The 26,060-nt window shown below is 73.7% G+C and carries 23 protein-coding genes; 13 read left to right on the forward strand and 10 right to left on the reverse strand.

What is annotated here, in order from left to right; genetic code table 11:
• Positions 1-102 precede the first annotated feature (102 nt).
• Positions 103-876, reverse strand: a complete 774-nt coding sequence (locus tag ACFWPI_RS04275) for an SDR family oxidoreductase (protein ID WP_380369061.1) — start codon at positions 874-876, stop codon at positions 103-105.
• A 97-nt stretch (positions 877-973) separates the two neighbouring features.
• Between ACFWPI_RS04275 and ACFWPI_RS04280 the strand changes: the two genes are divergently transcribed.
• From ACFWPI_RS04280 to ACFWPI_RS04300, 5 genes are all read left to right on the forward strand, one after another.
• The gene (locus tag ACFWPI_RS04280) at positions 974-1,585 is read left to right on the forward strand and encodes a TetR/AcrR family transcriptional regulator (protein WP_380369059.1); all 612 of its coding nucleotides are present in this window, start codon (positions 974-976) and stop codon (positions 1,583-1,585) included.
• A 177-nt stretch (positions 1,586-1,762) separates the two neighbouring features.
• Positions 1,763-2,809: an enoyl-CoA hydratase/isomerase family protein gene (locus ACFWPI_RS04285; RefSeq protein WP_380369056.1), complete on the forward strand. Its 1,047-nt coding sequence runs from the start codon at positions 1,763-1,765 to the stop codon at positions 2,807-2,809.
• 101 nt (positions 2,810-2,910) lie between these two features.
• Positions 2,911-3,573, forward strand: a complete 663-nt coding sequence (locus ACFWPI_RS04290; RefSeq protein WP_380369053.1) for a GntR family transcriptional regulator — start codon at positions 2,911-2,913, stop codon at positions 3,571-3,573.
• A 195-nt stretch (positions 3,574-3,768) separates the two neighbouring features.
• A complete protein-coding gene (gene aceE / locus ACFWPI_RS04295; protein WP_380369050.1) occupies positions 3,769-6,495 on the forward strand; it encodes a pyruvate dehydrogenase (acetyl-transferring), homodimeric type in 2,727 nt (908 codons plus the stop codon).
• 185 nt (positions 6,496-6,680) lie between these two features.
• Positions 6,681-7,466, forward strand: coding sequence for an enoyl-CoA hydratase (locus ACFWPI_RS04300; protein ID WP_063349877.1), 786 nt, complete (start codon positions 6,681-6,683; stop codon positions 7,464-7,466).
• Between the two features lie 136 nt (positions 7,467-7,602).
• Here the strand turns inward: ACFWPI_RS04300 and ACFWPI_RS04305 are convergent, their stop codons facing one another.
• The gene (locus ACFWPI_RS04305; RefSeq protein ID WP_380369046.1) at positions 7,603-9,417 is read right to left on the reverse strand and encodes an NAD-binding protein; all 1,815 of its coding nucleotides are present in this window, start codon (positions 9,415-9,417) and stop codon (positions 7,603-7,605) included.
• Positions 9,418-9,671: 254 nt separating this feature from the next.
• Between ACFWPI_RS04305 and ACFWPI_RS04310 the strand changes: the two genes are divergently transcribed.
• Positions 9,672-10,271 carry an HdeD family acid-resistance protein gene (locus ACFWPI_RS04310; protein WP_063349875.1) on the forward strand — a complete coding sequence of 200 codons (600 nt, stop codon included), beginning with the start codon at positions 9,672-9,674 and terminating at the stop codon, positions 10,269-10,271.
• Between the two features lie 87 nt (positions 10,272-10,358).
• On the opposite strand, the gene ACFWPI_RS04315 is transcribed toward ACFWPI_RS04310, so the two are convergent.
• The 3 genes from ACFWPI_RS04315 to ACFWPI_RS04325 are packed head-to-tail and all read right to left on the reverse strand — an operon-like array spanning position 10,359 to position 13,233.
• Positions 10,359-10,994, reverse strand: coding sequence for a DUF6461 domain-containing protein (locus tag ACFWPI_RS04315; protein WP_063349874.1), 636 nt, complete (start codon positions 10,992-10,994; stop codon positions 10,359-10,361).
• A 60-nt stretch (positions 10,995-11,054) separates the two neighbouring features.
• Positions 11,055-12,581, reverse strand: coding sequence for a CoA transferase (locus ACFWPI_RS04320; protein ID WP_380369043.1), 1,527 nt, complete (start codon positions 12,579-12,581; stop codon positions 11,055-11,057).
• Between the two features lie 22 nt (positions 12,582-12,603).
• Positions 12,604-13,233 carry a LysE family translocator gene (locus ACFWPI_RS04325; RefSeq protein ID WP_380369040.1) on the reverse strand — a complete coding sequence of 210 codons (630 nt, stop codon included), beginning with the start codon at positions 13,231-13,233 and terminating at the stop codon, positions 12,604-12,606.
• A 167-nt stretch (positions 13,234-13,400) separates the two neighbouring features.
• Here ACFWPI_RS04325 and ACFWPI_RS04330 point away from each other — a divergent pair, with 167 nt between their 5' ends.
• Positions 13,401-13,859 (forward strand): Lrp/AsnC family transcriptional regulator, encoded by a 459-nt coding sequence (locus tag ACFWPI_RS04330; RefSeq protein WP_063349872.1) that lies wholly within the window; start codon positions 13,401-13,403, stop codon positions 13,857-13,859.
• 60 nt (positions 13,860-13,919) lie between these two features.
• The gene (locus tag ACFWPI_RS04335) at positions 13,920-14,615 is read left to right on the forward strand and encodes an N-acyl homoserine lactonase family protein (protein ID WP_380369036.1); all 696 of its coding nucleotides are present in this window, start codon (positions 13,920-13,922) and stop codon (positions 14,613-14,615) included.
• 86 nt (positions 14,616-14,701) lie between these two features.
• Here ACFWPI_RS04335 and ACFWPI_RS04340 read toward each other — a convergent pair whose 3' ends face one another.
• Positions 14,702-15,952, reverse strand: coding sequence for a cytochrome P450 (locus ACFWPI_RS04340; protein WP_380369033.1), 1,251 nt, complete (start codon positions 15,950-15,952; stop codon positions 14,702-14,704).
• A 242-nt stretch (positions 15,953-16,194) separates the two neighbouring features.
• Between ACFWPI_RS04340 and ACFWPI_RS04345 the strand changes: the two genes are divergently transcribed.
• Entirely contained in the window at positions 16,195-17,166 is a 972-nt protein-coding gene (locus tag ACFWPI_RS04345) for a hypothetical protein (RefSeq protein ID WP_380369030.1), read from the forward strand.
• Positions 17,167-17,472: 306 nt separating this feature from the next.
• Here ACFWPI_RS04345 and ACFWPI_RS04350 read toward each other — a convergent pair whose 3' ends face one another.
• A complete protein-coding gene (locus ACFWPI_RS04350) occupies positions 17,473-17,742 on the reverse strand; it encodes a zf-HC2 domain-containing protein (RefSeq protein WP_380369027.1) in 270 nt (89 codons plus the stop codon).
• Positions 17,743-17,797: 55 nt separating this feature from the next.
• Between ACFWPI_RS04350 and ACFWPI_RS04355 the strand changes: the two genes are divergently transcribed.
• The 4 genes from ACFWPI_RS04355 (at position 17,798) to ACFWPI_RS04370 (ending at position 22,665) form a co-directional block, all read left to right on the forward strand.
• Positions 17,798-18,361 (forward strand): sigma-70 family RNA polymerase sigma factor, encoded by a 564-nt coding sequence (locus ACFWPI_RS04355; protein ID WP_079135986.1) that lies wholly within the window; start codon positions 17,798-17,800, stop codon positions 18,359-18,361.
• Between the two features lie 302 nt (positions 18,362-18,663).
• Positions 18,664-20,037 carry an MFS transporter gene (locus ACFWPI_RS04360; protein WP_380369023.1) on the forward strand — a complete coding sequence of 458 codons (1,374 nt, stop codon included), beginning with the start codon at positions 18,664-18,666 and terminating at the stop codon, positions 20,035-20,037.
• A gap of 118 nt (positions 20,038-20,155) precedes the next feature.
• The gene (locus ACFWPI_RS04365; RefSeq protein ID WP_380369021.1) at positions 20,156-21,526 is read left to right on the forward strand and encodes a cytochrome P450; all 1,371 of its coding nucleotides are present in this window, start codon (positions 20,156-20,158) and stop codon (positions 21,524-21,526) included.
• A 116-nt stretch (positions 21,527-21,642) separates the two neighbouring features.
• On the forward strand, positions 21,643-22,665 hold the full coding sequence (locus ACFWPI_RS04370; RefSeq protein WP_380369018.1) for an L-tyrosine/L-tryptophan isonitrile synthase family protein: 1,023 nt from the start codon (positions 21,643-21,645) through the stop codon (positions 22,663-22,665).
• Here ACFWPI_RS04370 and ACFWPI_RS04375 read toward each other — a convergent pair.
• The 3 genes from ACFWPI_RS04375 to ACFWPI_RS04385 are packed head-to-tail and all read right to left on the reverse strand — an operon-like array spanning position 22,650 to position 25,753.
• Entirely contained in the window at positions 22,650-23,552 is a 903-nt protein-coding gene (locus tag ACFWPI_RS04375) for an ABC transporter ATP-binding protein (RefSeq protein WP_380369016.1), read from the reverse strand. The two genes, ACFWPI_RS04370 and ACFWPI_RS04375, sit on opposite strands and share 16 nt — an antisense overlap.
• Complete coding sequence (locus ACFWPI_RS04380; protein ID WP_380369014.1) at positions 23,549-24,634, reverse strand: FecCD family ABC transporter permease; 1,086 nt, start codon at positions 24,632-24,634, stop codon at positions 23,549-23,551. Before ACFWPI_RS04380 ends, ACFWPI_RS04375 begins: the two co-directional genes overlap by 4 nt.
• A gap of 6 nt (positions 24,635-24,640) precedes the next feature.
• Positions 24,641-25,753, reverse strand: a complete 1,113-nt coding sequence (locus tag ACFWPI_RS04385) for an ABC transporter substrate-binding protein (protein WP_380369011.1) — start codon at positions 25,751-25,753, stop codon at positions 24,641-24,643.
• Positions 25,754-26,060 lie beyond the last annotated feature (307 nt).

The raw sequence follows: 26,060 nt of genomic DNA on the forward strand, positions 1-26,060 counted from the left end.
TAACAGACGACAGATAACAGCTGACAGATTTCATCATCTGTCAGCTGTCATCTGTTACCCCGCCCCCTCCCCGAACTCCCCCGCGCGCCGAACGCACCGCGCCTACAGGCCCGCTCCCCCGGTGGCGTCGATGACCCGGCCGGTGACCCAGCGGGCGTCGTCGGAGGCGAGGAAGGCGACGATGTCCGCGATGTCCTCCGGCTGCCCGACCCGGCCGAGGGCCGCGAGCGAGGCCGCATGGGCCTCCGCCTCCGCGTTGCCACGCAGCCAGCCGGCGTTGACGTCGGTGTCGACGACACCCGGCGCGACCGAGTTGGCGGTGATCCCGCGCGGGCCGAGCTGCTTGGCGAGGTTGAGGGTGAAGGTGTCGAGCGCCCCCTTGGTCGCGCCGTAGGCGATGATCTCCGGCATGGCGAGGCGGGCCGCGCCACTGGAGACGTTGATGATCCGGCCGCCGTCGCGCAGCCGGTGCAGGCCGTGCTGGACGACGAAGAACGGCGCGCGGACGTTGACGGCGAAGACCTCGTCGAAGCCCTCCTCGGTGAGCGCGGCGAGGTCGGCACTGCGCCCGATCCCGGCGTTGTTCACGATGATGTCGACGCCGCCGTCGGGCGCGTGCGCGCCGATCCCGGCATCGAACGCCTCCCACAGCGCGGCCGCGTCCCCGTGCCGGCCGAGTTCGGCGTGCAGCGCGAAGGCCCGGCCGCCGTCGGCACGGATGCCCGCGACGACCTCGCCCGCCGCCTCCTGATCGCGGGCGTAGCCGACGGCGACGGTGGCGCCGTCGCGGCCGAGCCTGCGGGCGATCGCCCGGCCGATCCCCCTGCTACCCCCGGTGACCAGCGCGGTCTTGCCCTTGAGTGCCTGCGTGCCCATGGCTGAGCCCCTTCCTGCTTCGCCCACCACATTTGTTGAGTGCTCACTCAAGAAAGAAGCTAACACACTTGTTGAGCGGGTGTTCTAAAATTCCGGCATGACCGAGAACCCGACGCGGCCCCGGCGCGGACGACCGCCGACCTTCGACCGGGACGAGGCGCTGACGGCGGCGACCCGGCTGTTCTGGGAGCGCGGCTACGAGGCCACCTCCGTCACCGACCTGACCACCGCCATGGGCATCCGGCCCGGCAGCCTCTACGCCGCGTTCGGCGACAAGCGCTCGCTCTTCGAGGAGGTCGTCCGCCACTACGGGCACTCCCCCGTCGGCGCGTTCGCGGGGGCCGCCCTGCGTGAGGAGACCAGCGCGTACGCGGCCTTCGCCCGGATCCTGCGGGAGGCGGCGGCCATCTACCCCGACCCCTCGCACCCGGCCGGCTGCCTGGTGATCAGCGCCGCCACCAACGTCTCCCCGCAGGACGCCGAGGTCCAGGCCCACCTGCGCGACCTGCGCAACCGCAACCTCCACGCCTTCGAGACCAGGCTGCGCACGGCCCAGGCGGACGGCGAACTCCCGCCCGACGCCGACCCGCACGCGCTGGCCGGCTACTTCGGCACGGTCATCCAGGGCATGTCGCAGCAGGCCCGGGACGGCGCCACCGCCGCCGACCTGGCCCGGACCGCCGAACTCGCCCTGCGCGCCTGGCCGTAGGGACCCGAACCGGGCCCAGCCGGCCGGTCCGCCGTGAGGACGGTCCGCCGGTCGGCCGTGAGGACGGCCCGCCGCCCGGTCGGGTGATCACGGCTCCGCGTCGCCCCGGTACGGTGGACGACAGGAGTCGTCAAGACCGAGGAACGACCGAACGACCGAACGACGGGAACGGACCCGATGAACGCAGAGGTGGCGGAGGTCCAGGTCTCCCTGGACGGCGGGGCCGGGCGGATCGTGCTGAACCGGCCGCGGGCGCTCAACTCGCTGACCCACGGCATGATCACCACCGTCCACGCGACGCTGACCGAGTGGGCCGCGGACGACCGGGTGCGCACCGTCGTCCTGACCGGCGCCGGCGAGCGCGGCCTCTGCGCCGGGGCCGACCTCCGCGCACTGCACGACGACGCCAAGGCCGGCGGAGCCGGCACCCGGGCCTTCTTCCGCGACGAGTACCGGCTGAACGCGCTGATCGCCCACTACCCGAAGCCGTACGTCGCGGTGATGGACGGCATCACCATGGGCGGCGGCATCGGCCTGTCCGCCCACGGCGCGCTCCGGATCGTCACCGAACGTTCCACCGTCGCGATGCCCGAGACCCGGATCGGGCTGGTCCCGGACGTCGGCGGCAGTCGGCTGCTCGCGCTCGCCCCGGGCGAGTTGGGCACCCACCTCGGACTCACCTCGGCCTCGATGGGCCCCGGTGACGCGCTGCTGTGCGGGTTCGCCGACCACTTCGTCCCCTCGACACGGATCTCGGCGCTGCTCGACGCCCTGGCCGAGAGCCCCGACCCCGCCGCCGCCGTCGCCTCGCACGCCGAGCCCGCGCCGGGGTCCGCACTCGCGGAGCAGCGCGGCTGGATCGACGCCTGCTACGCGGCCGACACCGTCGAGGAGATCGTCGAACGACTGCTGAACTCCGGCGTGGCGGAGGCGAAGGAGGCCGCGGAGCTGGTCCTCGGCAACTCCCCCACGGCCGTCACGGTGACCCTCGCCGCACTGCGCCGGGCCCGCACGCTCCCCTCCCTGGAGGCCGTGCTCGACCAGGAGTACCGCGTCTCCTGCGCCGCGCTGAGCGGGCCTGACCTGGTCGAGGGCATCCGCGCCCAGGTGATCGACAAGGACCGCACCCCGCGCTGGTCCCCGGCCGCGCTCGCCGAGGTCGGGGAGGCGGACGTCGCCCGCTTCCTCGCCCCGCGCGTGGGCGACGAGTTGGGCCTGGCCTGACCGGGCGCCGCCGCGGCCCCGCATCACCACGCGCCATGAACCACGCGCCATGAACCACGAGTGATGAACCACGCGTCATGAACCACGATCAAGGAGCCCGCATGACCCGCCCGATCCCGCTGCCGCCCGCCGGGGACGCCGACCCGCTGTCCCGGGTGCCGCTCGGCGAGCAGGTGCGCGGACTGCTGCTGGAGGGCCTGCTGAACGGGCGCTGGCAGCCCGGCGACCGGATCGTGGAACGGCGCCTGGCCGCCGAGTTGAACGTCAGCCAGGCGCCGGTGCGCGAGGCGCTGCGCTCACTGCAGTCGCTCGGGCTGCTCGACGCCGAGCCCAACCGGGGCGTGCGGGTGCGCGAGATCAGCCCGGCCGAACTGCGCGAGGTCTACCAGGTGCGGGCCGCCCTGGAGCGGCTGGCCGCCGAGGCGGCGGTCGTCCGCCTGGCCGGGGACACCGCTGCCCTGGAGCGGCACGCGGAACGGATGGCGGCGGCGGCCGGGGCGGGTGACGCGCTCGGGCAGGCCCGGCACGGCGTGGCCTTCCACCGCGAGATCGTGGCCGCCGCCGCCAACGGGGCACTGCTGCGAACCTGGGAGGGGCTGGGCGTGGAGGTGTGGACGGTGCTGTCGCTGCACCGGGTCCGCCCGGAGCTGCACGAGAACGCGGCCGACCACGCTCCGCTGATCGACGCCTTCCGGCGGCGGGATCCGGAGGTCGGGCGGCTGTTGGCGGAACACGTCCTGGAGTACGCCGACCGCTCCGCCTGAGCGGATCCGGGCGGGGTCCCGGTGCGGCATTATGGTTCGCACAAAGATGATCGATCATCGCTCACATTACCCTCCAGTAGCGGTTGACGCGCCGCCGGACCACTCCCTACCGTCCATAGAGACCTTCCATGGAGAGAAATGCTATTCCGCATCCCGGAATCGGCACTCTGAAGCACCGGCAAAGGGGAACCATCCGTGTCCCAGCTCGACCAGCTTCCCGACCACGACCCCGAAGAGGTCGCGGAGTGGCGCGCCTCCCTGGACGCCGCCCGCGACTTCGGCGGAGCGCACCGCGCCGCCCACCTGCTGCGCCGCCTCGTCGAACACGCCGAACTGCGCCGGCTCGACGTCCCACCGCTCCTGGACACCCCGTACGTCAACACCATCCCGACCGGCGCCGAGCCCGAGTTCCCCGGCGACGAGGCGATGGAGCGGCGGATCACCGCCTGGAACCGCTGGAACGCCGCCGCCATGGTGACCAGGGGCAACCACCGCGGCGGCCTCGGCGGGCACATGGCCACGTACGCGTCCGCCGCCTGGCTGTACGAGGTCGGCTTCCAGCACTTCTTCCGCGGCAAGGAGGCCGACGGCTCCGGCGACCAGCTGTACGTCCAGGGCCACGCCGCGCCCGGCGTCTACGCCCGCGCCTTCCTCGAAGGGCGCATCGGCGAGGCCCAGTTGGACCGCTTCCGGCAGGAGGCCGGCGGCGACGGCCTGCCCTCGTACCCGCACCCGCGCCGACTGCCGTGGTTCTGGGAGTTCCCGACCGTGTCCATGGGCCTCGGACCGCTGTCGGCCATCCACCAGGCCCGGTTCAACCGGTACTTGACCGCGCGCGGCATCAAGGACACCTCCGGCTCGCACGTCTGGGCGCTCCTCGGCGACGGGGAGATGGACGAGCCGGAGTCGACCGCCGCGCTCGCCCTCGCCGCCCGCGAGGGGCTGGACAACCTCACCTTCGTGGTCAACTGCAACCTCCAGCGCCTGGACGGACCGGTGCGCGGCAACGGCAAGATCGTCCAGGAGCTGGAGCGCCAGTTCCGCGCCGCCGGCTGGAACGTCGTCAAGTCGCTGTGGGGCGAAGCCTGGGACGACCTCCTGGCCCGCGACACCACGGGCGCGCTGGTGCGCCGGCTCGGCGCGGTGCCGGACGGACAGTTCCAGACCTACGCCGCCTCCGACGCCCGCTACGTCCGCGAGCACCTGTTCCAGGCCGCGCCCGAACTCCAGGCGATCGCCGAAATCGTGGACGACCAGCGACTGTTGGAGATCGTCGCGACCTCCCGGGCCGGACACGAACCGCGCAAGGTGTACGCCGCCTACCGGGCGGCGCTGGAGCATCGGGGCGCCCCCACGGTGGTGCTGGTGCAGACGGTCAAGGGCTGGACGCTCGGCCGCGGCTTCGAGGCCCGCAACGCCAACCACCAGATGAAGAAGCTCTCCGGGGCGGAGTTCCGGGCGATGCGCGACCTGCTCGAACTCCCCATTCCCGACAGCGCCCTGACCGGCGAGCTGGTCCCGTACGCGCACCCGGGCCCGGACTCCCCGGAGGCCCGCTACCTCCGGGAGCGGCGCGCCGCGCTGGGCGGCCCCGCGCCCGCCCGCCGGGTGCGCTTCACCCCGCTGCCCGAGCTGCCCGCGAAACCCTTCGAGACGCTACTCAAGGGCTCCGGCACGCAGGAGATCGCGACCACCATGGCGTTCGTCCGGCTGGTCAAGGACCTGATGCGGGACAAGGCCACCGGCCACCGCTGGGTGCCGATCGTCCCGGACGAAGCACGCACCTTCGGCATGGAGTCGCTCTTCCCGAGCGCCGGCATCTACTCGCCGCTGGGGCAGACCTACGACCCGGTCGACCGCGACCAGCTGCTCCACTACAAGGAGTCGGCGACCGGCCAGATCCTCAACGAGGGCATCACGGAGGCCGGTTCGATGGCCTCGCTGACCGCCGCCGCGACCGCGTACGCCACCCATGGCGAGCCGGTGATCCCGTTCTACATCTTCTACTCGATGTTCGGCTGGCAGCGCACCGCCGACCAGATGTGGGCTCTGGCCGACCAGTTGGGCCGAGGCTTCCTGATCGGCGCCACCGCCGGACGCACCACGATGACCGGCGAGGGCCTGCAACACGCCGACGGCCACTCGCAGTTGATCGCCTCCACCAACCCGGCGGCACTGTCCTACGACCCCGCCTTCGGGTACGAGGTCGCGGTGATCGTCCGCGAGGGCCTGCGCCGGATGTACGGCAGCAGCCCCCAACACCCGCACGGCGAGGACGTGTTCTACTACCTGACCGTCTACAACGAGGCGCTGCCACAGCCGCCGCTGCCGACCGGCACGGATGTCACCGACGTTACTGCCGTCGCTGACGTCACCGACGGCATCCTGCGCGGGCTGTACTGCTACCGCCCGGCGGAGCCCTCGCCGGGCGGCGACGCGCCGCGGCTCCAACTGCTCGCCTCGGGCACCGCCGTGCGCTGGGCGCTCGCCGCCCAGCAACTGCTCGGCGAGGACTGGGGCGTGGCGGCGGACGTCTGGTCGGCACCCTCCTGGACGGAGCTGCGCCGGGAGGCGCTGGACTGCGACGCGGCCAACCTGGTGCAGGCGGCGGCCGGTACGGGCGCGGCGGCGCGCGTCCCCTACGTGACGCGGGCACTGGCAGGGGCGCCCGGGCCGGTGCTGGCGGTCAGCGACTGGATGCGCGCGGTACCGGACCAGATCCGCCCGTGGGTGGAGCAGGACTGGACGTCGCTGGGCACGGACGGCTTCGGCCTCTCCGACAGCCGGGACGCGGCACGGCGGCACTTCGGCGTGGACGCCCAGTCGGTCGCGGTGGCGGCGCTGGCCGCGCTGGCGCGCCGGGGCGAGGTCAAGGCGGAGACCGTCCGGCAGGCGGCCGAGCGCTACGGGGTCCGCTTCTGACCCCTGACTCCCCGCGTCCGGAGCCCCGTGTCCGGAGCCCTGGGCCCCGGCTCCGCAGCGGGGAGCCGGGCCCGTGACGACCATCTCGCATACCAAGACTGGCGCGAGGCGGGGCGCGTCGTAGATCGTTGGATGGTCAGGGCGCGCCCGCGCGGCGCCGAGCAGCGGAATGGGAGTCAACGGCGATGACCGAGACCGAGACCTACGAGACGATCCTGGTCGAGCGCAAGGGCCGGGTGGGGCTGATCACGCTCAACCGGCCGAAGGCGCTCAACGCGCTGAACACCCAGCTGATGAACGAGGTGGTCGCGGCCGCGACCGCCTTCGACCGGGACCCGGAGATCGGCTGTCTGGTGATCACCGGCTCGGAGAAGGCGTTCGCGGCCGGCGCCGACATCAAGGAGATGCAGGGCAACCGGTTCCCGGACGTCTACCTGGACGACTGGCTGGGCCCCTGGGACCGGCTCGGCGCGCTGCGCAAGCCGGTCGTGGCGGCGGTGGCCGGGTTCGCGCTGGGCGGCGGCTGCGAGCTGGCGATGCTGTGCGACATCCTGCTGGCGGCGGACACTGCGAAGTTCGGGCAGCCGGAGATCAAGCTCGGTGTCATCCCGGGCATCGGCGGTTCGCAGCGGCTGACCCGGGCGGTCGGCAAGGCGAAGGCGATGGAACTGTGCCTGACCGGCCGGATGATGGGCGCCGAGGAGGCCGAGCGGGCCGGCCTGGTCTCCCGGATCGTCCCGGCGGACCAGCTGCTGGCCGAGGCCCTGACGGTGGCCGAGACCGTCGCGGCGATGTCCACCCCGGCGGCGGTCATGCTGAAGGAGAGCGTCAACCGCGCCTTCGAGACGACCCTCGCCGAGGGCGTCCGCTTCGAGCGTCGGCTGTTCCACGCGGCGTTCGCCACGGCGGACCAGAAGGAGGGCATGGCGGCGTTCGCGGAGAAGCGCCCGCCGTCCTTCACCAACCGGTGACCTGGCCGCTTACGGCTTACGGCTTACGGCTTACGGCTGACAGGTAACAGCTGACAAGTAACAGATAACAGCTAACAGATTTCGTCATCTGAAATCTGTTAGCTGTTATCTGTCAGGTGTTATGCGTCAGCCGCCGTCACACCTCGTCCACCAGCGCCGTGTTGAGCCGGGCGAGCCCGCTACGGGTGGCGGCGACCACGATCTGGTCGCCCGGGGTGAGGCGCCGGGTGCGGTCGGGAAAGTTCCACTGCAACTGCGCACTGCGGGCGAACCGGACGGCGATCACCCGGACGCCGCCCGGGTCCTCCAGGTCGTGCCGGTTCATGCCGATCAGCCCGCTGCCGTCCTCGACCGTCAACTCGGCGATCAGCAGCACGTGTCGGAACACCGACAGCATCCCGCGCACCTCGCGCCCCATCAGGGCGGCGGCGAAGGCGGGTGCGGCCAGGTACGAGACCGAACGCGAGGCCGCGTTGTCCAGCGTCGCGTAGAAGTGCCCGGCGAAGTTGTCGTCGAACAGCCGGACCACCACACGGACTTCGGGATTCCCGTGGCGCGCCTCCAGGGCCGCCTCCAGGTTGGTGGCGTCGTCGCCGCTGACCGCGACCAGCGCCCGGCTGTGCTTCAACCGGGCGCGACGCAACTGCTCCTCGAACGGGCCGTCGCCCAGGACCACCGGGATGCCGAGCGCCCGGGCGGCGGCGATGCCCCGGGCCTGCGGGTCACGCTCCATGCAGACCACCGGCACGCCCAGTTCGTGCAGTTGGGCCGCGACCCGGGTGCCGACGTTGCCGAGGCCGACGACGATCACGTGGTCCCGGGTGCCGGCCCCGGGGTTGCGGGGCTGCCCGCGCCGCCCGGAGCCGAGCACCTCGACCGCGATGGCGGTGGCGACCGGGGCGAAGGTGATCCCGCAGATGGTGATCACCACCTGCGCCACCCGCTGCCACAGTCCGCCCGTCCCGGTCCCGGCGGCGATGTCGGCGAGTTGGTCGGGCTGGGCGGCGCCCGCGAGGTCGAGCAGCGAGATGTAGAGGGTCCAGCCGAAGTTCCGGTTCAGGTACCAGAGCACGCCGAAGGCCATCAGCACCGCGGCGAGGGCGGTGAGCAGCACCAGCCGCATCCGGGCGCTGGTGAAGAAGCGCATCATGTCGAGCAGCCGCCAACGCGCCCGCCGCGCCCAGCTGATCGGTTCCCTGGGTTCGATGCGCAGCGCTTGGAGGGCGGCCACGCCGTCCGGCTCCTCCTCGGGCGCCGGCTCCGGTTCCGCTTCGCGGCGGACGCCACCGGGGCGGACCGGCCCGTCGTCGCCGAACTCGCTGGCGAGCCGGACGAAGTCGGCCGAGTCGCCGCGCTGTTCGGGCAGCAGGCGGATCTTGCTGAGGTCCTGGCGGTCGATGTGGTCGGCGACCACGCAGATCCGGTCGGAGGTGATGGCCTCGTCGAAGGCGATGTGCAGGAAGCGTCCGCCGATCTCGACCGAGTTGGGCCGCCCGAGCGCCGCCGCGGCGAAGGCGGGTGCGGCGGTGGCGGAACCGGAGAGCGCGGCACCGTTCCTGAGCAGCCGTTCGATGTTCTCACCGAGGCGCTGGTTGAACATCCGGAGCACGATCCGGAGGTCCGGGTTGTGGCCTTGGGCGCTGAGCGCGGCGTGGATGTTGTCCTGGTCGCTGCCCTCGACGAGGGCGAGGCCGCGGGCGGTGTCGATCGACACCTCGCGCAGCGCCTCGTCGGTGATGCTGGCGTACTCGACGACAGCGGCGACGCCGGGGAGTTGCTCGATCTGCGGCGCGTGGTCGCGGGTGCGATCGGCGACCAGGACGACGACCGGGACCTCGTAGTGCTCGACGAGTTCCAGGACCAGTCGGTGGGCCAGTGCGTTGCCCCCGCAGACGATGTAGTGCTGACTGACCGGCTCGACCGAACGGGTCCCCCACCCTTCAGAAGTCATACCGCCGGATGATATCGACGGCAGGTGGCCGGACGGTGTCGTTCCGGCGACCGGAAGGCCACCGGAGCCACTCCATCGAACATTCGTCTCCTCCGCACGCCCTCTCCCATCCCCCTTCCGTCCCCCTCCGCTTCCTCTCCCCCCTCCCTTGTCTCCGTCCCCCGAACGGCCGTACCCGACGCGCCGGTCGACGGTGGCCCGGCCAGGCTGGGGTTCGGCCCCTGCCCGTCCCCGGCCCCGAGGAGTACACCACCGTGGTTTCCCCGATCATCACCCCCGACGGTTCCCCGGTCCAGGGTCCGCTCGGCCAACTCGCCAAGGCCGCCTGGCAGGTCCTGCTGCTCGCCGGAATCGTCTCGCTGGCCCTCGGAATCGTCGTCTTCGTCTGGCCGAAGGAGACCCTGCTGGTGGTGGGCGTGCTGTTCGGCCTCTACCTGCTGGTCATCGGCATCGTGCAGCTGATCGCCGCGTTCGGCACCCACGCGACCACCGCACTGCGGGTGCTGGCCTTCATCAGCGGGGCGATCTGCGTCCTGCTGGGGCTGCTCTGCTTCCGAAGCGCGGCGCAGTCGCTGCTCCTGCTGGCGATCTGGATCGGCATCGGCTGGCTGTTCCGGGGCATCACCCAGCTCGCCGCCGCGGTCTCCGACCCGGCGATGCCGGCCCGTGGCTGGCAGGCCTTCGCAGGCGTGGCCAACACGGTGGCCGGTGTGCTGCTGCTGGTCTGGCCGGTCGGTTCGATCGCCGCGTTGGCCGTCCTGGCCGGCTGTTGGCTGGTGATCCTCGGACTGATCGAGATCGTGACGGCCCTCCAGATGCGCGGCCGGGCCAAGCAGATCCCGGCGGGGGTCTGACTCCACGGGCCTGACTCCACGGCCTGACTTCAAGGGTCTGGCTCCACGGGTCTCACTCCGCATCTCCAACCTCACGGGACAGAACAGCTAGCGCGTCGGCGCGTAGCCGATCCGGAACGTGGCGGCCTCCAGCCGTTCCGGTGTGAGCCGGACGTCCGTCAGCCGCTCGGCCAGCGCGAACGCGGCCTCGGTGTGCAGGTCGTGACCCTCCCCGTCGAGCTGGAAGCCGCAGGCCGTCAGCAGCGCGGGGACACCGGGGGCGTCGGCGTCCGAACCGTGCCGCTGGGTGGGGAACAGCGGCTCGAACTGGAGCCGGCAGCTGCCCTGCTCCCACCAGTTGAAGTGGTCCACCGCGACGGCGTTCCGGAAGTGCGAGACCAGCCGGGTGCCGTCGGCGAGGCGGCGGATGACGTCGGGCAGGCTGCCGAGATAGCCGAAGACCTCGACGACGACGGCCCACCCGTCGAGTTCGGTGACGGCGACGAGCAGCCGGTCGTCCTCCGGCTCGATCCGGGCCTCCGCCTCCTCGTCCTCCCCGTCGTCGAAGGTCTCCCAGGCGGCGACCACGGCGTCCAGGCCGGTGACCTCCCGACCGGGCAGGGCGCCGAAGCGGCGCAGCAGTTCGTCGGCGGTGATCCCCTCGACCAGCGTCAGGCAGTGGGCCGCCCCGGGGATGGGGTAGCGCTGCTCGAACCAGGTGTAGTCGGTGGCGTGTGCAGTCATGCGTCGATGCTGTCAGCTGCCTGTGACATCGCTGGCCGGGGCGGCGGTTGCGCGGCGTCCTCAGAGCCAGACCGGCGCGTCCGTCCCCCAGCGCCCCGGCGGGCGGGACCAGTCGGTGGGCGCGCCGGTGTAGGCGATGGGCGGCAGGGCGTGGCGCAGCCGTCCGTAGGCGGAGTCGGTCTCGGCGAGCCACCGGGCCGGGTCGTACGCCCCGGTGTCCGGAGCACCGTCCGCCGGAGCGCCGTCCGCCGGGGCAGCAGGGGCGGGCGCCTCGGGCGGGATGCCGTGCAGCAGCCACGAGGCCGTACCGGCGAGGGAGAACCGCAGGTGCCGGCCGCCGGGCCGGCCGGTGCGCTGCTCGGTGAGGGCGCGCAGGACGGCGGCGGCGACGAGGTAGCCGGTGCCGTGGTCGAGGGCCTGGGCGGGCAGTACGCCCGGGCGGCCGTCGGGGCCGGCCTCGTGGGCGGCGATGCCGACGCCGGCCTGGACGAGGCTGTCGAAGCCGCGCCGGCCGGCCCAGGGGCCGGTCCAGCCCCAGGCGCAGAGCTGCGCGACGATCAGGCCGGGGTGGCGGGCCGACAGTGCGTCGGGGGCGAGGCCGTGCGCGTCGAGGGCTCCGGGGCGGTAGCCGGTGACGAGGACGTCGGCGGTGGCGAGCAGGCCGTCGAAGACGGCGCGGTCGGCGGGATCGGTGAGGTCGAGGCGGGTGGAGCGCTTGCCGAAGCCGGTGTCGGCGTGGGCGTCGTCGGCCTCGGGGAGGTGGGGCGAGTCGACGCGCAGGACGTCGGCGCCCAGCAGGGCGAGGGTGCGGGTGGCGACCGGGCCGGCGATGACCCGGGTGAGGTCGAGGACGCGGATCCCGGCGGCGGGCCGCTCGGGGCCGGCGTCGCCGAGCGGGCGGACGGACGCGGTGCCGGTCACCCGGCTCTCCACCAGGGGGTGCGCGGTGGCACTCACCGGCGCGACGGCTACGGCGAGCGCCCCCGCTTCGAACGCCCGCTCCTGGAACTGCTCCGCCGGCAGTTCGCCCAGCAGCTTGGCGAGCATTTCGGGCCCGGCGTCGGCGGGCAGGTCGAGGGCGGCGAGCAGCCGGGTGCGGTGGTGCGGGTAGTTGGCGTGGGTGCGGACCCAGCCGTCGGCGGCGCGCCAGAAGCCGGAGTGCGGGGCGAAGCTGACGGGCGTGCGGCCGTCGACGGTCAGGTGGCGTTCGCTGACGAAGGCCGTGGCGACGGCGCCCTGGTCCACCCGGACGGCGGGGACCGGGCCGCCGGCGCGGTGGGCGGCGAGTTCGGCGGCGGCCAGCGAGCAGGCGGCCACGGTGGCCCGGGCGAGCCTGCGCACCGGCAGGCCGGAGGCCAGGACGTCGCCGGGGCCGTGGAAGGAGACCCGCCCCAGCAGCTCGGCCGATCCGCCGAGGGCGGCCCAGAGGTCGGCGGTGGGCCGGTCCGCAGGTTCCCCTCCGGCGGCGGGCTGTTCGGTGGACGCGGGCTGATCGCCAGACGCAGGCTGATCGGTGGACGCGGGCCGATCGGTGGACGCGGGCTGATCGGCGGGCCAGGTGCCGGGGAAGGTCGGACGCTCTGTCATGCCCGGCATTGTGCTCCCGTTCTCAGGCGCTCGCCGTGACGCCCGCCACCAGCATCAGCAGCACCGCCGAGACCAGGGTCATCCGGCGCGCCGCACGCGGGGTGCCGCCGAGCCGGCCGCCCAGGCGTCCGCTGGCGTGCGCGACCAGCCCGTACACGACGGCACAGGCCAGCACGTTGAGCGAGCCGAGGGCGAGCACCTGCCCGCCGACCGGCAGCGCGGCGCCCGGCTCGACGAACTGCGGCACCAGGGAGAGGTAGAGCAGCAGCCCCTTGGGGTTGAGCAGGGCGGTCAGCATGCTCTGGCGCAGCACGGTCGCGGTGGGCTGCGGCTTGGGCGCGGTGAGGGCCGTGGCGCCGCCGCCCTTGCGCAGCGCGAGCAGCATGGTGACGGCCAGCACCAGCAGGTACGCGGCGCCGGTGAGGCGCAGGACGGGCAGGGCGGCGGGGACGGCACGCAGCGCGGCGGCCAGGCCGGCGCTGGAGAGCAGGGTGTGGACGGCGTAGCCGGCGCAGACGCCGCCGACCGCGATGAAGGCGGCGCGCCGACCCTGGCCGAGGCCTCGGGCGGCGATGTAGAGCCAGTCGGGCCCCGGTGTGCAGACCAGCAGCAGGTCGACTCCGAGGAAGAGGAGGAGGGCGTGGGTGTCCATGGGTGGCGGTGACCTGTCGTGCTCGTTCGGGCGGGTCCCGGCCGTTGGTCCGGTGATCCTCGCGGCACCTGTCCGGTGCGTTCGGTCACTGAAGGTAGCCGGATAGCCCTGGCACGCGATGGCCACTTCCTGCTGGTCCGGCCCGCCTTTTGGCAGAATGTTGCGCCATGGACCGAATCGACCGCAGAATCCTCCGCGAGCTCCAGCAGGACGGCCGCCTGACCAACGCCGACCTGGCCGCCCGGGTGGACCTCACCCCCTCTCCCTGCCTGCGCCGGGTCCGACAACTGGAGCAGGACGGCGTGATCCGCGGCTACCGAGCGCTCCTGGACGGCACAGCGGTCGGACGCGGCTTCCAACCGTTCGTCACGATCACCATGCGTCACGAGGATCAGGTGACGGTCGCCGAGTTCGAACGCCGGGTGGCGGAGCTGCCGGAAGTGGTGGAGGCGCACCGCCTCTTCGGGGAACCCGACTACCTGCTGCGCATCGCGGTGGCCGACATCGCCGCGTACGAGCGCTTCATCACCGACGTGCTCTCGGGCCTGCCGGGGATCGCGCAGGTCAACTCGCATCTGACGATGAAGCAGGTGAAGGCCGACCGGGGGCTGCCGATCGGCGGGTAGGCTGCGAACGGGGGCCGCCGCGGCCGCCCGTACGGGGGACAGCGCGACAAGGGGAGCTCCATGCACGCGGTCCGCCGCCTCGATCTCGGGTACTTCGTCCGGCCTGCGTCCGAGGTGGGCGGCCCGGAGCCGCGGGTGGAGCCGGTCCTCGCGTACCTCGTCCGCCGCCCGGAGGGGCTGCTGCTGTTCGACACCGGGATCGGCGCAGGCGAGCCCGAGACCGAAGCACACTACCGCCCGGTCCGCCGCCCGCTGACGGAGGCGCTCGCGGCCGTCGGCGTCGCCTGCGCCGACATCGACCTGGTGGTCAACTGCCACCTCCACTTCGACCACTGCGGCGGCAATCCGCTGCTCGCCGGCACGCCCGTCCTCGTCCAGGCTGCCGAACTGGCCGCCGCCCGGCGCGGCGCGTACACCATCGACGCGCTGGTCGACTTCCCCGGCGCCGACTACCGCGAACTGGACGGCGAGACGGAGGTCTGGCCGGGCGTACGGGTGCTGCCCACGCCCGGGCACACCGGCGGCCACCAGTCACTGGTGGTCGAGCGGCCCGGCGGCGGCGCGGTGATGCTGGCCGGGCAGGCGTACGACTTCGCGTCCGAGTACGGCCAGGCGGTGCTCTCCCGGCGGGCGTCGCGCGAGGGCGTGGCCGCGCCGCTGCCCGGTTACCGGGCCTGGCTGGACCGGGTGGCGGAGTACGGGCCGCGCCGGATTCTGTTCGCGCACGACCACGCGGTCTGGGAACCGGTCGGATAGGGCCAACGGCCGGGCCAGGCACAGTTCAGGGGGTCCGGAGACTCGGAGGGCTCGGAGGGCTCGGAGGTTCGGAGGGCTCGGAGAGTTCAGAACGTGAAGCGCAGCGACCGGACCCGGTGGTCGAAGTTGGACGGCACGATGTCCGGCTCGCCGACCGACCGCACCTCGGGCAGCCGGGCGAACAGCTCGCGGAACAGCACCTTCATCTCCTGCCGGGCCAGGTGCGCCCCGATGCAGTAGTGCGGCCCTCCGCCGCCGAAGCCGAGGTGGGGGTTGGGCGTGCGGGTGATGTCGAACGCGTCCGGGTCGGGGAAGACCGTCTCGTCCCGGTTGGCCGAGCCGAAGAACAGGGCGACCTTCTCCCCCGCACGCAGCAGCGGGCCCCCGGGGCCGCCGAGCTCGTGGTCGACGGCGAGGGTCCGGCGGAAGTGGATGATCGGCGTGGCGTGGCGGATGATCTCGTCGACCGCACCGCCGAGCCCCCTGTCGAGGTCCGCGAGCAGCAGGGCGCGCTGCTCCGGGTGCGCGGTCAGCAGGTGCAGGCCGTGGGCGAGCGCGTTGCGGGTCGTCTCCACACCGGCGACCAGCAGCAGGGAGAAGAACGCGCCGAGTTCGCGTCCGGTGAGCCGGCGGCCGTCCACGTCGGCGGTGACCAGGGCGGAGATCAGGTCCTCGGTGGGCCGGCGGCGGCGCTCACGACCGATCGAGGCGACCATGCCCTGCATGCGGGCCAGCGCCAGCAGCCCGCGCCCGGGCATCCGGATCCGGCGGCGCAGCGGGCGGGCCACGCCGATGTTCTCGGAGGCGTGGTTGACCTGGTCCAGGATCATTCGGCGCGGATGTTCCGGGATCCCCATCATGGTGCAGATCACCTGGAAGGGGAGCTCGGCGGCCACGGAGGTGACGAAGTCCTCCGGCCGCCGCCGCTCGACGTCGTCGACCAGGCGGGTGGCGACGCGGCGGATGTCCTCCTCGACCTGGCCGAGCAGCCGGGGGGTGAAGGCTCGCGAGACGATCCTGCGCAGTTGGGCGTGCCGGGGGTCGTCGAGGTTGACCATCGAGTCGCCGAACACCAGCCGGACCCAGCGGGGCGGTTCCGGGGTGGTGACGCCGGGGCCGCTGAGGAACACCGCGGGGGTCCGGCTGGCCTCGACCACGTCGGCGTGGCGGACCAGCGCGTGGAAGCCCCGGCCGGTGGCGGGATCGCCGAAGAACACCGGCGCGGGGCGTCGGCGCAGTTCGGCGAAGGCGGCCGCGCGGGCGGGGGCGGGCAGCTGCCAGAAGCGGGGGTCGGCGAGGTCGGCGGCGGGGGCCGCCAAGCCGGTCGAGGTCTCCATGGCCGGGCCTCCTGCTTCGCGTTCGGCGTCCACCCGGCAGCCACTATCGGTACCGGGGTGTGCACATTTAGTGAGCAAGCGGGGGGTGATGTCAAACCGCGTCGATGGTCGTACGAACGGGTTGGTGCGGCGGCCGGGCCGGACTCTCGACACACGGAGGCACGGGGCCGGGCATGGTCTCACGGGGTGGAACCGGCCAATACCGGAGGGTGCGGTCCGGGCCGGGCGGGGCGGGTGCGACGATGAGTGCCATCGTGATGACCGACCGGATCCGCCTGCTGCGCGCCGTGGTCTTCGCCGCGCTGTGCGTGGCGCTGGCCGCCGCGGCGCACGTCGCCATGGCCGGAGCCGGGGTCTCACCACCGGTGCTGATCGGCGCGTTCGGGGCCGTCCTCGGTCTGACCTGGCTGCTCGCCGGCAAACGGCGCGGGCTCGGCGCGATCAGCGCCTGGATGGTCGCGGCCCAGAGCGCGCTGCACCTGCTGTTCGAACAGGCCGCGGCGCTCGGCCGGGGAGGCGGCGGTCTCGGCCGGCTCGCCACCACGGACTGGGCCGCGCTGCTGCTCTGCAACCCCGAGCGGATCCCCGGCGGGCTCTCCCCCGTCGAGCTGGCCCGGATGGCGGGCCTCGACCCGGACGTCCCGCCCGCCGCCAACGGCCTGCACACCATGGCGGGCATGCACCACGGGACGGCGGCGGGTGTGGTTTCCGCTCCGGTATCGGTATCCACGTCCGCGCCGGTCTCCGCGTCCGCTTCGGCTTCGGCTTCGACTTCGGCTGCGGCCGATGGGACGGCGCTGGACGCGGCCGGGATGGCGGGGATGCCCGGCATGCCGGGTACGTCGGGCCTCTCCGGAGCACCCGCCGCACACGGGATGCCCTCCGGGACGGCACACGGCATGGCACACGACATGGCGCACGGGATGTCCTTCGGGATGATCGCCGCCCACGCGCTCGCCGCGCTGGCCTGCGCGCTGCTGCTGTGGCGCGGTGACGCCGCGCTGGTCCGGCTCTTCGACCTGCTCGGCGCGCTCGGCACCGTGGTCGCGGGAGTGCTGGTGCTCCCGCTGCTGGCTCTGTTCGCGCGCCCCTTCGGCTACCGCCCGCCGGCTGCACCCCGGCCCACCGGCGGCCGGACCCGGCCATCCCGGTCGGTGCTGCTCACCCATGCCGTGGTCCGGCGCGGCCCGCCGGCGCTCGCCCGCGCCTGCTGACGCGCCCGCCGTCCCCACTCCTGCGCCTACCGCCCCCGGCAGCCCACCGCCGCCGGGGACCGTAGGGCCCACGGGGTTCGCTCGGCGGGCAGGTCGCCCTGCCGCTCGGCCGTGCTTTCGCCGCCGTGCCGCCAGGGCCCGGGCCCGCGCCTGCCCGCCGTCTCCTCCGTGGAGGCGCCGCGGGCCGCGCGGAAGTCCCATGGACGCCGGCGGCGCCGCCTCGGGTGGCGCCGCTCCCAGCCCTCCCCTCAGGACCTTCGCATGCCTGACTACGACGGCGCACCGGCTTGGACCGGCGCCACCGTCCTACCGCTCCACGGCCTCCGGCCCGTCCGGAGCCTGACCGCCCCCGAGCCCCCGCACGCCGAGTCCGTCCAGCAAACGGGCCGACCACTCGTCCGACGGACCGGCGGCGGCGCTCGCCCGGACGCGGCCGCGCAGTTGCTCGGCCCGCTCCAGCCACGCACGGCAACCGGCGCAGCGCGCGACGTGCCCGTCCAACCGGCCACCCGACAGTCCGGTCGGTTCGCCGTCGAGCCGGGCCGACAGGGCGGTACGGAACTGCGCGCATCTCATACGACCATGGTCCCGCACTGCCCTCACGGCGAGACCGGCCGGGTGGGAGGCCACCGTGGATGACGAGCAGCTCACCGCGCTCGCGCTGACCGCCCGCGCGGGCCGGGCCCCGGACGTCGAGGCCTTCGTCCGCGCCACCCAGCGGGACGTCTGGCGGTTCGTCGCCCACCTCACCGACGTCCAGTCCGCCGACGACCTCGCACAGGAGACCTTCCTGCGCGCGCTGCGCGGCCTGCCCGCGTTCGCCGGCCGCTCCTCGGCCCGCACCTGGCTGCTGTCGATCGCCCGGCGCACGGTGATCGACCGGTACCGGACGGCCGCCGCCCGACCGCGCTGCGCGGCGCTGCCGGACTGGCAGGAGGCGGCGGAGCGACAGGGAGCCGAACCGGCGGCCGGGTTCGAGGACGGCGTCGCGCTCGGGGACCTGCTCGACCGGGTGCCCGCCCAGCGGCGGGAGGCCTTCGTCCTCACCCAGATGGTCGGCCTGAGCTACGCCGAGGCGGCCGAGGTCGCCGGCTGCCCGATCGGCACCGTGCGCTCCCGCGTCGCCCGCGCCCGGGAGGAACTGATAGCCCGGCTCCGCGCGGCCGAGGGCGGGGAACTCGCAGCGGCCTGCTGAGCGGACGGACGGCAGGTGGCTGGCGCCGGGTAACAGATGACAACTAACAGATAACAGATTTCGAAATCTGTTATCTGTTAGTTGTTAGTTGTCGGTCGTCATCTGTCCGCCGCCCGCCACCCCCGCCTGTCCGTCCGTCTGTCCGTCTGTCCGTCCGTCTGTCCGTCTGTCCGTCTGTCCGTCTGTCCGTCCGAAAATTCCTTCACATGTTCGGAACTGGAGCCCCCGCGCCTCCGACTGCTGTACCGGACCCCGCCGCCGAGGCGGTGTCCGGGACAGCAGTCGGGCAACGGAGGGACTTCATGGCAGCGCAACAGCCGCTGACCGCCGCCACGTTGATGAACAGTCAGGCCGAACCGGCAGACCGGTGGATCCTGGTCGTGGCCGCCGGGCTGCTCTCGTTCGTCGCGATGCTCGACATGAACGTGGTCAACCTGGCCCTCACCGACATCTCGGCCAGCCTGCACGTGTCCGCCGGGGTCGCCCAGTGGGCCACCATCGGCTACCAACTCCCGCTGGTGGCACTCCTCTTGCCCGCCGGGCGCTGGCTGGACCAGGTGGGCACCCGCTCGGCGCTGCTGCTCGCCGTCAGCTGCTTCGCCGCGTGCAGCGTGCTGGCCTCCCTCGCCCCCTGGGCGGGCTGGCTGATCGCCGCCCGACTGCTCCAGGGCGCCTTCGGCGCGGTGCTGTTCGTCCTGATGCCGGTGTTGGCCGCCACCTCCGTCCGCCCCGAATCGCGCGGACGGGCGATGAGCATCCCGGCGACGCTCGGCCCGCTCGGCGCCGCCACCGGGCCGGTCATCGGCGGCCTGCTACTGGACCACTTCGGCTGGCGGGCGGTCTTCCTGATCAAGCTGCCGGTCTGCCTGGCCGCCGTGCTGATCGTGCGCCGGTTTGCCCCGCGGCGGGGCCGCCTGCGCCCGCCCGACCGGGCGTCGCTCGGCGACGCCGCCCTGATAGGCGCGGCCGTCGCCGCCGTGCTGCTCTCGCTGACCCTGGCCCCGGAGGCGCCGCTGTGGCTGCTGCTGGCGCTGCCCGCCGCCCCTCTGGTGCTGGTCTGGCTGCGCCGCCCCGGGGGCAGGCCGGTCGCCGAGGTGCTGCGGGCCGCCGGAACCGTCGGGGTCAACGCGTCGGTGCTGGCCCTCGCCGCCGGCTTCGCGGCCTGCCACTACCTGCTCGCCCAGCACCTGCGCGGTCCGGGCGGCGAGAGCGCCACCGCCACCGCGCTCACCATGCTGGCCTTCCCGCTCGGCATGGTGCTGGCCGGCCGGGTCGGCGGACGGCTGGCCGACCGCTGGGGCGCCCGCCCGACCGCGCTCGCCGGCGCCGCCGTCACCACCCTCGGCCTGGCGCTGCTCGTCCCGCTGGACACCGGCTGGTCCGCCGCCGACATCGCCTGGCGGCTCGCCCTGGCCGGTGTCGGGATGGGCCTCAACGGCGGCCCCACCCAGGCCCTGGTGATGACCGCCTCGCCCCCCGGGAAGCTCGCCACCGCAGGCTCCGCCGTCCAACTGGCCCGCAGCCTGGGCTTCGCCCTCGGCCCGGCCCTGGCCGGCGCCGCCGCGCTGGCCGGCGACCGCGCCACCACCGGCACCCGGACGGGCATCGCCCTGGCCGCCCTGGTCGCGGCGACGGCCGTGGCACTGCTCGCCCTGCACCGCCGCCCACGGACCTGAGCCTGCCGGACCGCGCCTCCCCAACTCCCAACGCCCGCATGCCCAGAGCCCGTACCCCAGAGCCCAAGCCCGAGAGCCCGCACCCCGCCATGCCCGCACCACCGGAGGAACACCGCAGATGACCGACACCGTCCACGATCCGGCGCCGGCCCACCCGGCGGACGAACCGCGCTGCCCGTACGGGTACGACCAACTCCCGGACCCCATACCGCTGTACGGCCCCGCGTACAAGAGCGACCCGTACCCGCTCTACCGGCGGATGCGCGAGGCCGGGCCGGTGCACCGGGTGGAGTTCCCGAGCGGCATCCACGCCTGGCTGGTCACCGGCTACCAGGCCGCCCACGAGACCCTCAACGACCCCCGGTTCGGCAAGAACCACGCGCTGGGCAACGAGAACTGGCGCAGGCTGGCGTCGATCATGCCCGAGCCGCAGCACTCCCAGTTGCAGGTCCACCTGCTGCACCAGGACCCGCCCAAGCACACCACGATGCGCCGGCTCGTCCTGGACGCCTTCGCGCCGCGCCGGGTGGAGTCGTTGCGCCCGCGCTTCCAGGAGCTGGCCGACGCGCTGGTCGACGAACTGCCCGAGACCGGCGGCGCCGACCTGGTGGCCGGCTTCGCGGCGCACTTCCCGTTCCGGGTGCTCGCCGAAGTGATCGGCTTGCCGGCCGAGTTGGCGGTGCGGTTCGACCGCGACTGGGGCAAGGTCGTGCAGCCCGTCGGCCCGCACGATCCGGGCCGCCCGGCGTACGAGGCGCGGCTGCGCGGCCTCCAGACGTACATCGCCGACGTGGTCGCCCACAAGCGCGCCGGGAACCCCTCCGATGGCCACGACCGGCACGACCCGGACACGGCCGGCGCCGACCTGCTGGGCCGGCTCGTCGCCGCCCACGACGCGGGCGAGTTGAGCCGCGAGGAGCTGGACTCCATGGTGTTCCAGCTGTTGGTCGCGGGCCAGGAGCCGGTCACCAACCAGATCACCACCATGCTGATCACGCTGCTGCGCCACCCCGACCAGCTCGCCCGGCTGCGCGACTCCCTCTCCGAGGGGCCCGCCCACGACCCCGGCCTGTTGGCCCGCGCGGTGGAGGAACTGCTGCGCCACGACGCCGCGTTCGAGCTCACCACCTGGCGGTTCCTCGCCGAGGACGGAGACCTGTTCGGGACCACCGTCCCGGCCGGCGACTCGGTGATCGTCTCGCTGTGCGCCGCCAACCGGGACGAGACGCGGTTCCCGGACGCGGACCGCCTCGACCTCGACCGCACGCCCAACGCCCATCTCGCCTTCGGCCACGGCATCCACTACTGCCCCGGCGCCGCCCTGGCCCGGGCCGAACTCCAGACCGCCGTCGCCACCCTGCTCACCCGGCTGCCCGGACTGCGCCCGTCCGAGGCTGCCGACGAGGACCTGGACTCCCTCGCCTGGATCCCCGCCGTCCTGGCGCGCGGGGTCAACCGGCTGCCCGTCGGCTACGACCGGCGCGCCTGAGCCGGGGCCCTCGGCCACCCTGCGAACACCCCGCGGCCGCGCCCGCCCGCCGACGTCCGCCCGACGTCGGCCCGGCGTCCGCTCCACGCCCGCACCACCTTCCACGGAGGACCACCATGCCGCCCGCCGGCACCGTTTCCACCCGCCACCACCACACCGCACCTGCGCCCACGCCCGCACCGGAGCCCGCGCCGGAGCCCGCGAACACCGGGGGCGGCACCGACCAGCAGGACGCCGCACGGCTCGCCGCCCGGATCCTCGGCCTGCTGCTGCCGCACCGCCGCGCCTCCGACCCGGGGCTGGACGCCAAGCCCGAGCATTTCCCATTCCAGCTGGCCCAGTTGACGGACTTCATCACCGCCGGCGACCCGATCCTCTTCACCCTGCCCGGCTTCCCCTGCAAGTCGCCGAACCCCGCGAAGGTGCTCAGCCACCTGCCCGACGAGGGCGAACGGCTGTCGCTCACCTTCCTCGACGGGCTCTGCGCGGAGATCGGCGGGTACTACGAGCCCGGCGCGCGGATCCTGATCTGCTCGGACGGGCACATCTTCGGCGACCTCGTCCACGTCCCCGACGACCACATCGACGAGTACTCCGACGAGTTGACGGCGATGATCGCCCGCGAGGAACTCGCCCACCTCGCCACCTTCGACCTGCGGGACGTCCTCGGCGACCTGCCGTACGACGACAAGCGCGCCCGGGTGCACGCCCAGTACGCGCCGAGCGTCGAGGAGTTGCGCGAGCAGGTGCTGACGGACGAGGAGACCCTGCGGCTCTACCGCGGCATCACCCGCTTCCTGACCGACGACACCGTCGGCTTCACCGGCACCCGCTCCGCCCTGCAGCGCGACTGCCGCCGCCGCGCGTACGGGGTGATCCAGCGCAGCCGCGCCTGGGGCGAGTTGATCGCCGAGCAGCACCCCCGGTCGGTCCGGCTGTCCATCCACCCGCAACCGGCGGGCGCACCGAAGTTCGGCATCCGGCTGCTGGAGGCCGCCGACGCCTGGATGACGCCCTGGCACTCCTCGGTACTCCACCGCGCCGACGGGGACTGGGAGTTGCTGCGCAGCGAGGACGCCGCGCAGCGCGGCCGGCTGGTCGAACTCGACGGCCGGCCGAGCCACTACGAGGCGCTCTGACGCGCAGGCTCCACCCCGGCGGCGTCCAACCCGGCGACCCCCGCCCCTCCAGCATCCGCCCCGGCCCCGGCACCCTCCACCGGAGCCGGGGCGGTCGGGACGGCCGGGGTCGGGGCGGCCGGCGTGCGGTGGTCGAAGGCGATCAACGGGTCACCGGTGAGCGGGTGTTCGACCACTGCCGCCCGGACGCCGAACACCTCGGCCAGCAGCTCCGCGGTCAGCACCTCGCGCGGCGCCCCGGAGGCCACCAGGGCGCCGCGGTGCAGGACGTGCAGCCGGTCGCAGACGGAGGCGGCCGCGTTGAGGTCGTGCAGCGCGACCAGGGTGGTGCGGCGCTGGTCCCGCAGCAGGGCGAGGAGTTCGACCTGGTGCCGGACGTCCAGGTGGTTGGTCGGCTCGTCCAGCACCAGGACGTCCGGCTGCTGGGCGAGCGCGCGGGCCAGCAGCACCCGTTGCCGTTCGCCCCCGGACAGTTGGGCGAAGCGGCGGTCGGCGGCGTCCGCCATGCCGACCCGTACCAGCGCGTCGGCGGTGATCCGGTGGTCCTCGGCGTCGTCGCCGGCGAACGACCGCTTGTAGGGGGTGCGGCCCATCGCGACCACTTCGCGGACGCTCAACTCGAAGTCCCCGCCCCGCTCCTGCGGCAGCGCGGCGATGTGCCGGGCGGACTGCGCGGGGCGCAGCCCGGCCAGGTCGCGCCCGGCCAGTAGCACCCGCCCGGCGCTCGGCCGCAGGTGCCGGTAGACGGTGCGCAGCAGGCTGGACTTGCCGCTGCCGTTGGGCCCGACCAGGCCGGCGATCTCCCCCTCCTCGGCGACCAGGTGGACGCCGGCCACCACCGCCCGCCCGGACAGGGTGACGCTCAGGTCCTCGACGGCGATCCTCACGTGCGCTCCAGTCGTCGGTCCAGCAGGTAGAGCAGGGTCGGGGCGCCGAGGACGGCGGTGACCACGCCGATCGGCAGTTCCTGGCCGTCCAGCGCGGTGCGGGCCACGGTGTCGACCACGACCAGCAGCAGCGCGCCGGTGAGCGCGGACAGCGGCAGCAGGCGCCGGTGGTCGCCGCCGACGAGCAGGCGGCAGACGTGCGGCACCATCAGTCCGACGAAGCCGATCGCGCCGGAGACCGCGACCAGCACGCCGGTCAGCACGCTGGTGACGACGAAGACCTCCCGGCGCAGCCGGGTGACGTCCACGCCGAGCCCGGCGGCCGTCTCGTCGCCCATGAGCATCGCGTTGAGCCCGCGGGCACGGGCCTGGAGCAGGGCCAGCCCGAGCACCACCGCGACGGCGGGGACGGCTAGTTGGACCCAGACCGCGCCGCCGAGACTACCCATCAGCCAGAACAGCACGCCACGGGTCTGCTGCTCGTCGCGGGTCTGCAGGACGAGGTAGCTGGTGATGCCGCCGAGGAACTGTGCGATGGCGATGCCCGCGAGGACCAGGCGCAGCGGGGAGAAGCCGCCGCCGCGCCGGGCCGCCAGCCATACCAGGGAGAACGCGGCGAGCGCGCCGGCGAAGGCCGCCAGGGAGACGGTGAGGCCGAGCGCGCTGCCGAAGGCGAGGTCGAGGCCGAGCGAGGTGCCGAGGACGATCGCCGCGACCGCCCCGAGGGAGGCGCCGGAGGAGATGCCGAGCAGGTAGGGGTCGGCGAGCGGGTTGCGGACCAGGGCCTGCACGGCCGTGCCGACCAGGCCGAGCCCGGCCCCGACCGTCGCCGCCAGCAGGGCGCGCGGGACGCGCAGCTGCCAGACGATGAGGTCGCGGGTGCCGGGTTCGGGGGCCCGCCCGGTGAGGTGGTGGGCGACCACCGACCAGACCTCGCCGGGCGGGATGTCCACCGCGCCGAACGACACGGCGGCGGTCAGCGCGAGCACCAGGGCGGCGGTCAGCGCGACGGCCAGCGGCCCGGCCCGCAGGGTGCGGGCCGGGCGGGGCTCCTCGCGCCGTTCGGCGGAGACGGCCGACATCACCGTCTACTGCCCGTTCTTGACGAGGTCGGGGTGGACGGTGGCGGCGATCTGCCGGACGGCGTCGGCGTTGCGCACGCCCGCGATGGTGGTGACCTCGGAGCCGAGCCGCACGAAGTGGCCCTCCTGGACGGCCTTCAGGCCCTGGGTCGCGGGGAAACCGCGCAGGAACGCCTCGGCGTCGTCGAAGGCCTTGCGAGTGGCCTCCTCGCTGCCCCGGTTGCGGACGGCGAGCTGGATCCAGTCCGGGTTCTTGGCGACGACGTCCTCCCAGGAGCCGGGCTTGAAGTCGGCGTCGCAGTCGGCGAACACGTTGCGGGCGCCGGCCTGGGTGATCACCGCGTTGGCGACCTGCCGGCCGCAGACCGCCACCGGCTGCTTGGTGCCGGCGTCGAAGTCGAAGACGAAGTAGCCGGGCCGCTGCGCCTGCGCGACGCCGGCGAGGGCGGTGCGCACCTCGCCGACCTGCTTCTCCATCCCGGTGACGAGTTCCTCCGCGCGGGCGGCCGTGCCGGTGACCGCGCCGAGGCGGCGGATGTCGTTCTCGACCCCGGACAGGTCGGTGCGCGGCGCCTTGGCGGCCTTGGGGGTGCCGGCGCAGGCGGTCGAGAGGAGGTAGACGTGCTGGATGCCGGCCGCCGCGAACTCCTCCTCGCTGGGCCCGGTGGCGCCGCCGCCCATCATCGGCATCGCGCCGAAGGTGTCGACGTAGAGGTCGGCGCCGGAGCCGAGCAGCTTCTCCTTGGGGATCGTCTTGTCGCCGAACACCGGCACCTTGGCGCCCTGTTCGGCCAGGGCCGGCGGGAGGGTGCCCTTGCCGGGAGGGAAGCCGGTGCCGATCACCCGGTCGCCCGCGCCGAGTTGGAGCAGTATCTCCAGGGCGGCGGCATTGCTGGTGACGATCTTGGCGGGGGCCTTGGCGATGGTGGTCTCCCGGTCCGCGCAGTCGGCCACCTTGACGGGGTAGCCGCCGGCCGGGGCGGTCTGGGCGGCGCCGGCCGCGCCGCGCTCTCCGCCTCCCCCGCCGCCGTTTCCGGCACCGCTTCCGGCGCCGCTTCCGCAGGCCGTGGCGAACAGGGCGACGGCGGCCGCGATTCCGCAGACAACGCGAGGGCGCATGACAATTCTCCTGGTGGGTGATCGTGCCAGGGCGTGTCTGACAATTCGCGGCGGATCAGCGCGCGGCGTTGGGCGCCCGGCTGGGCGCGCCGGCGAAGCGTCCTCGTACTGGGTCGTACTTGGACGTTTCGCCGGTGCGTCCAGGCGGGATGCCCGGCGTCGCGCGCCCGGCGGGAATTGTCAGACACGCCCTAGGGGCCCGTCGTGCGAACCCGGACCAGGTAGTCGGCCGGACCGTCCGGGGGGTTCCCGGGGATTTCCGCACCGCCCGGCACCCGTTCACCCGCCGTCCGCCCGCCCGCCCGCC

Source organism: Kitasatospora sp. NPDC058492 (assembly GCF_042720685.1).
Classification (GTDB): domain Bacteria; phylum Actinomycetota; class Actinomycetes; order Streptomycetales; family Streptomycetaceae; genus Kitasatospora.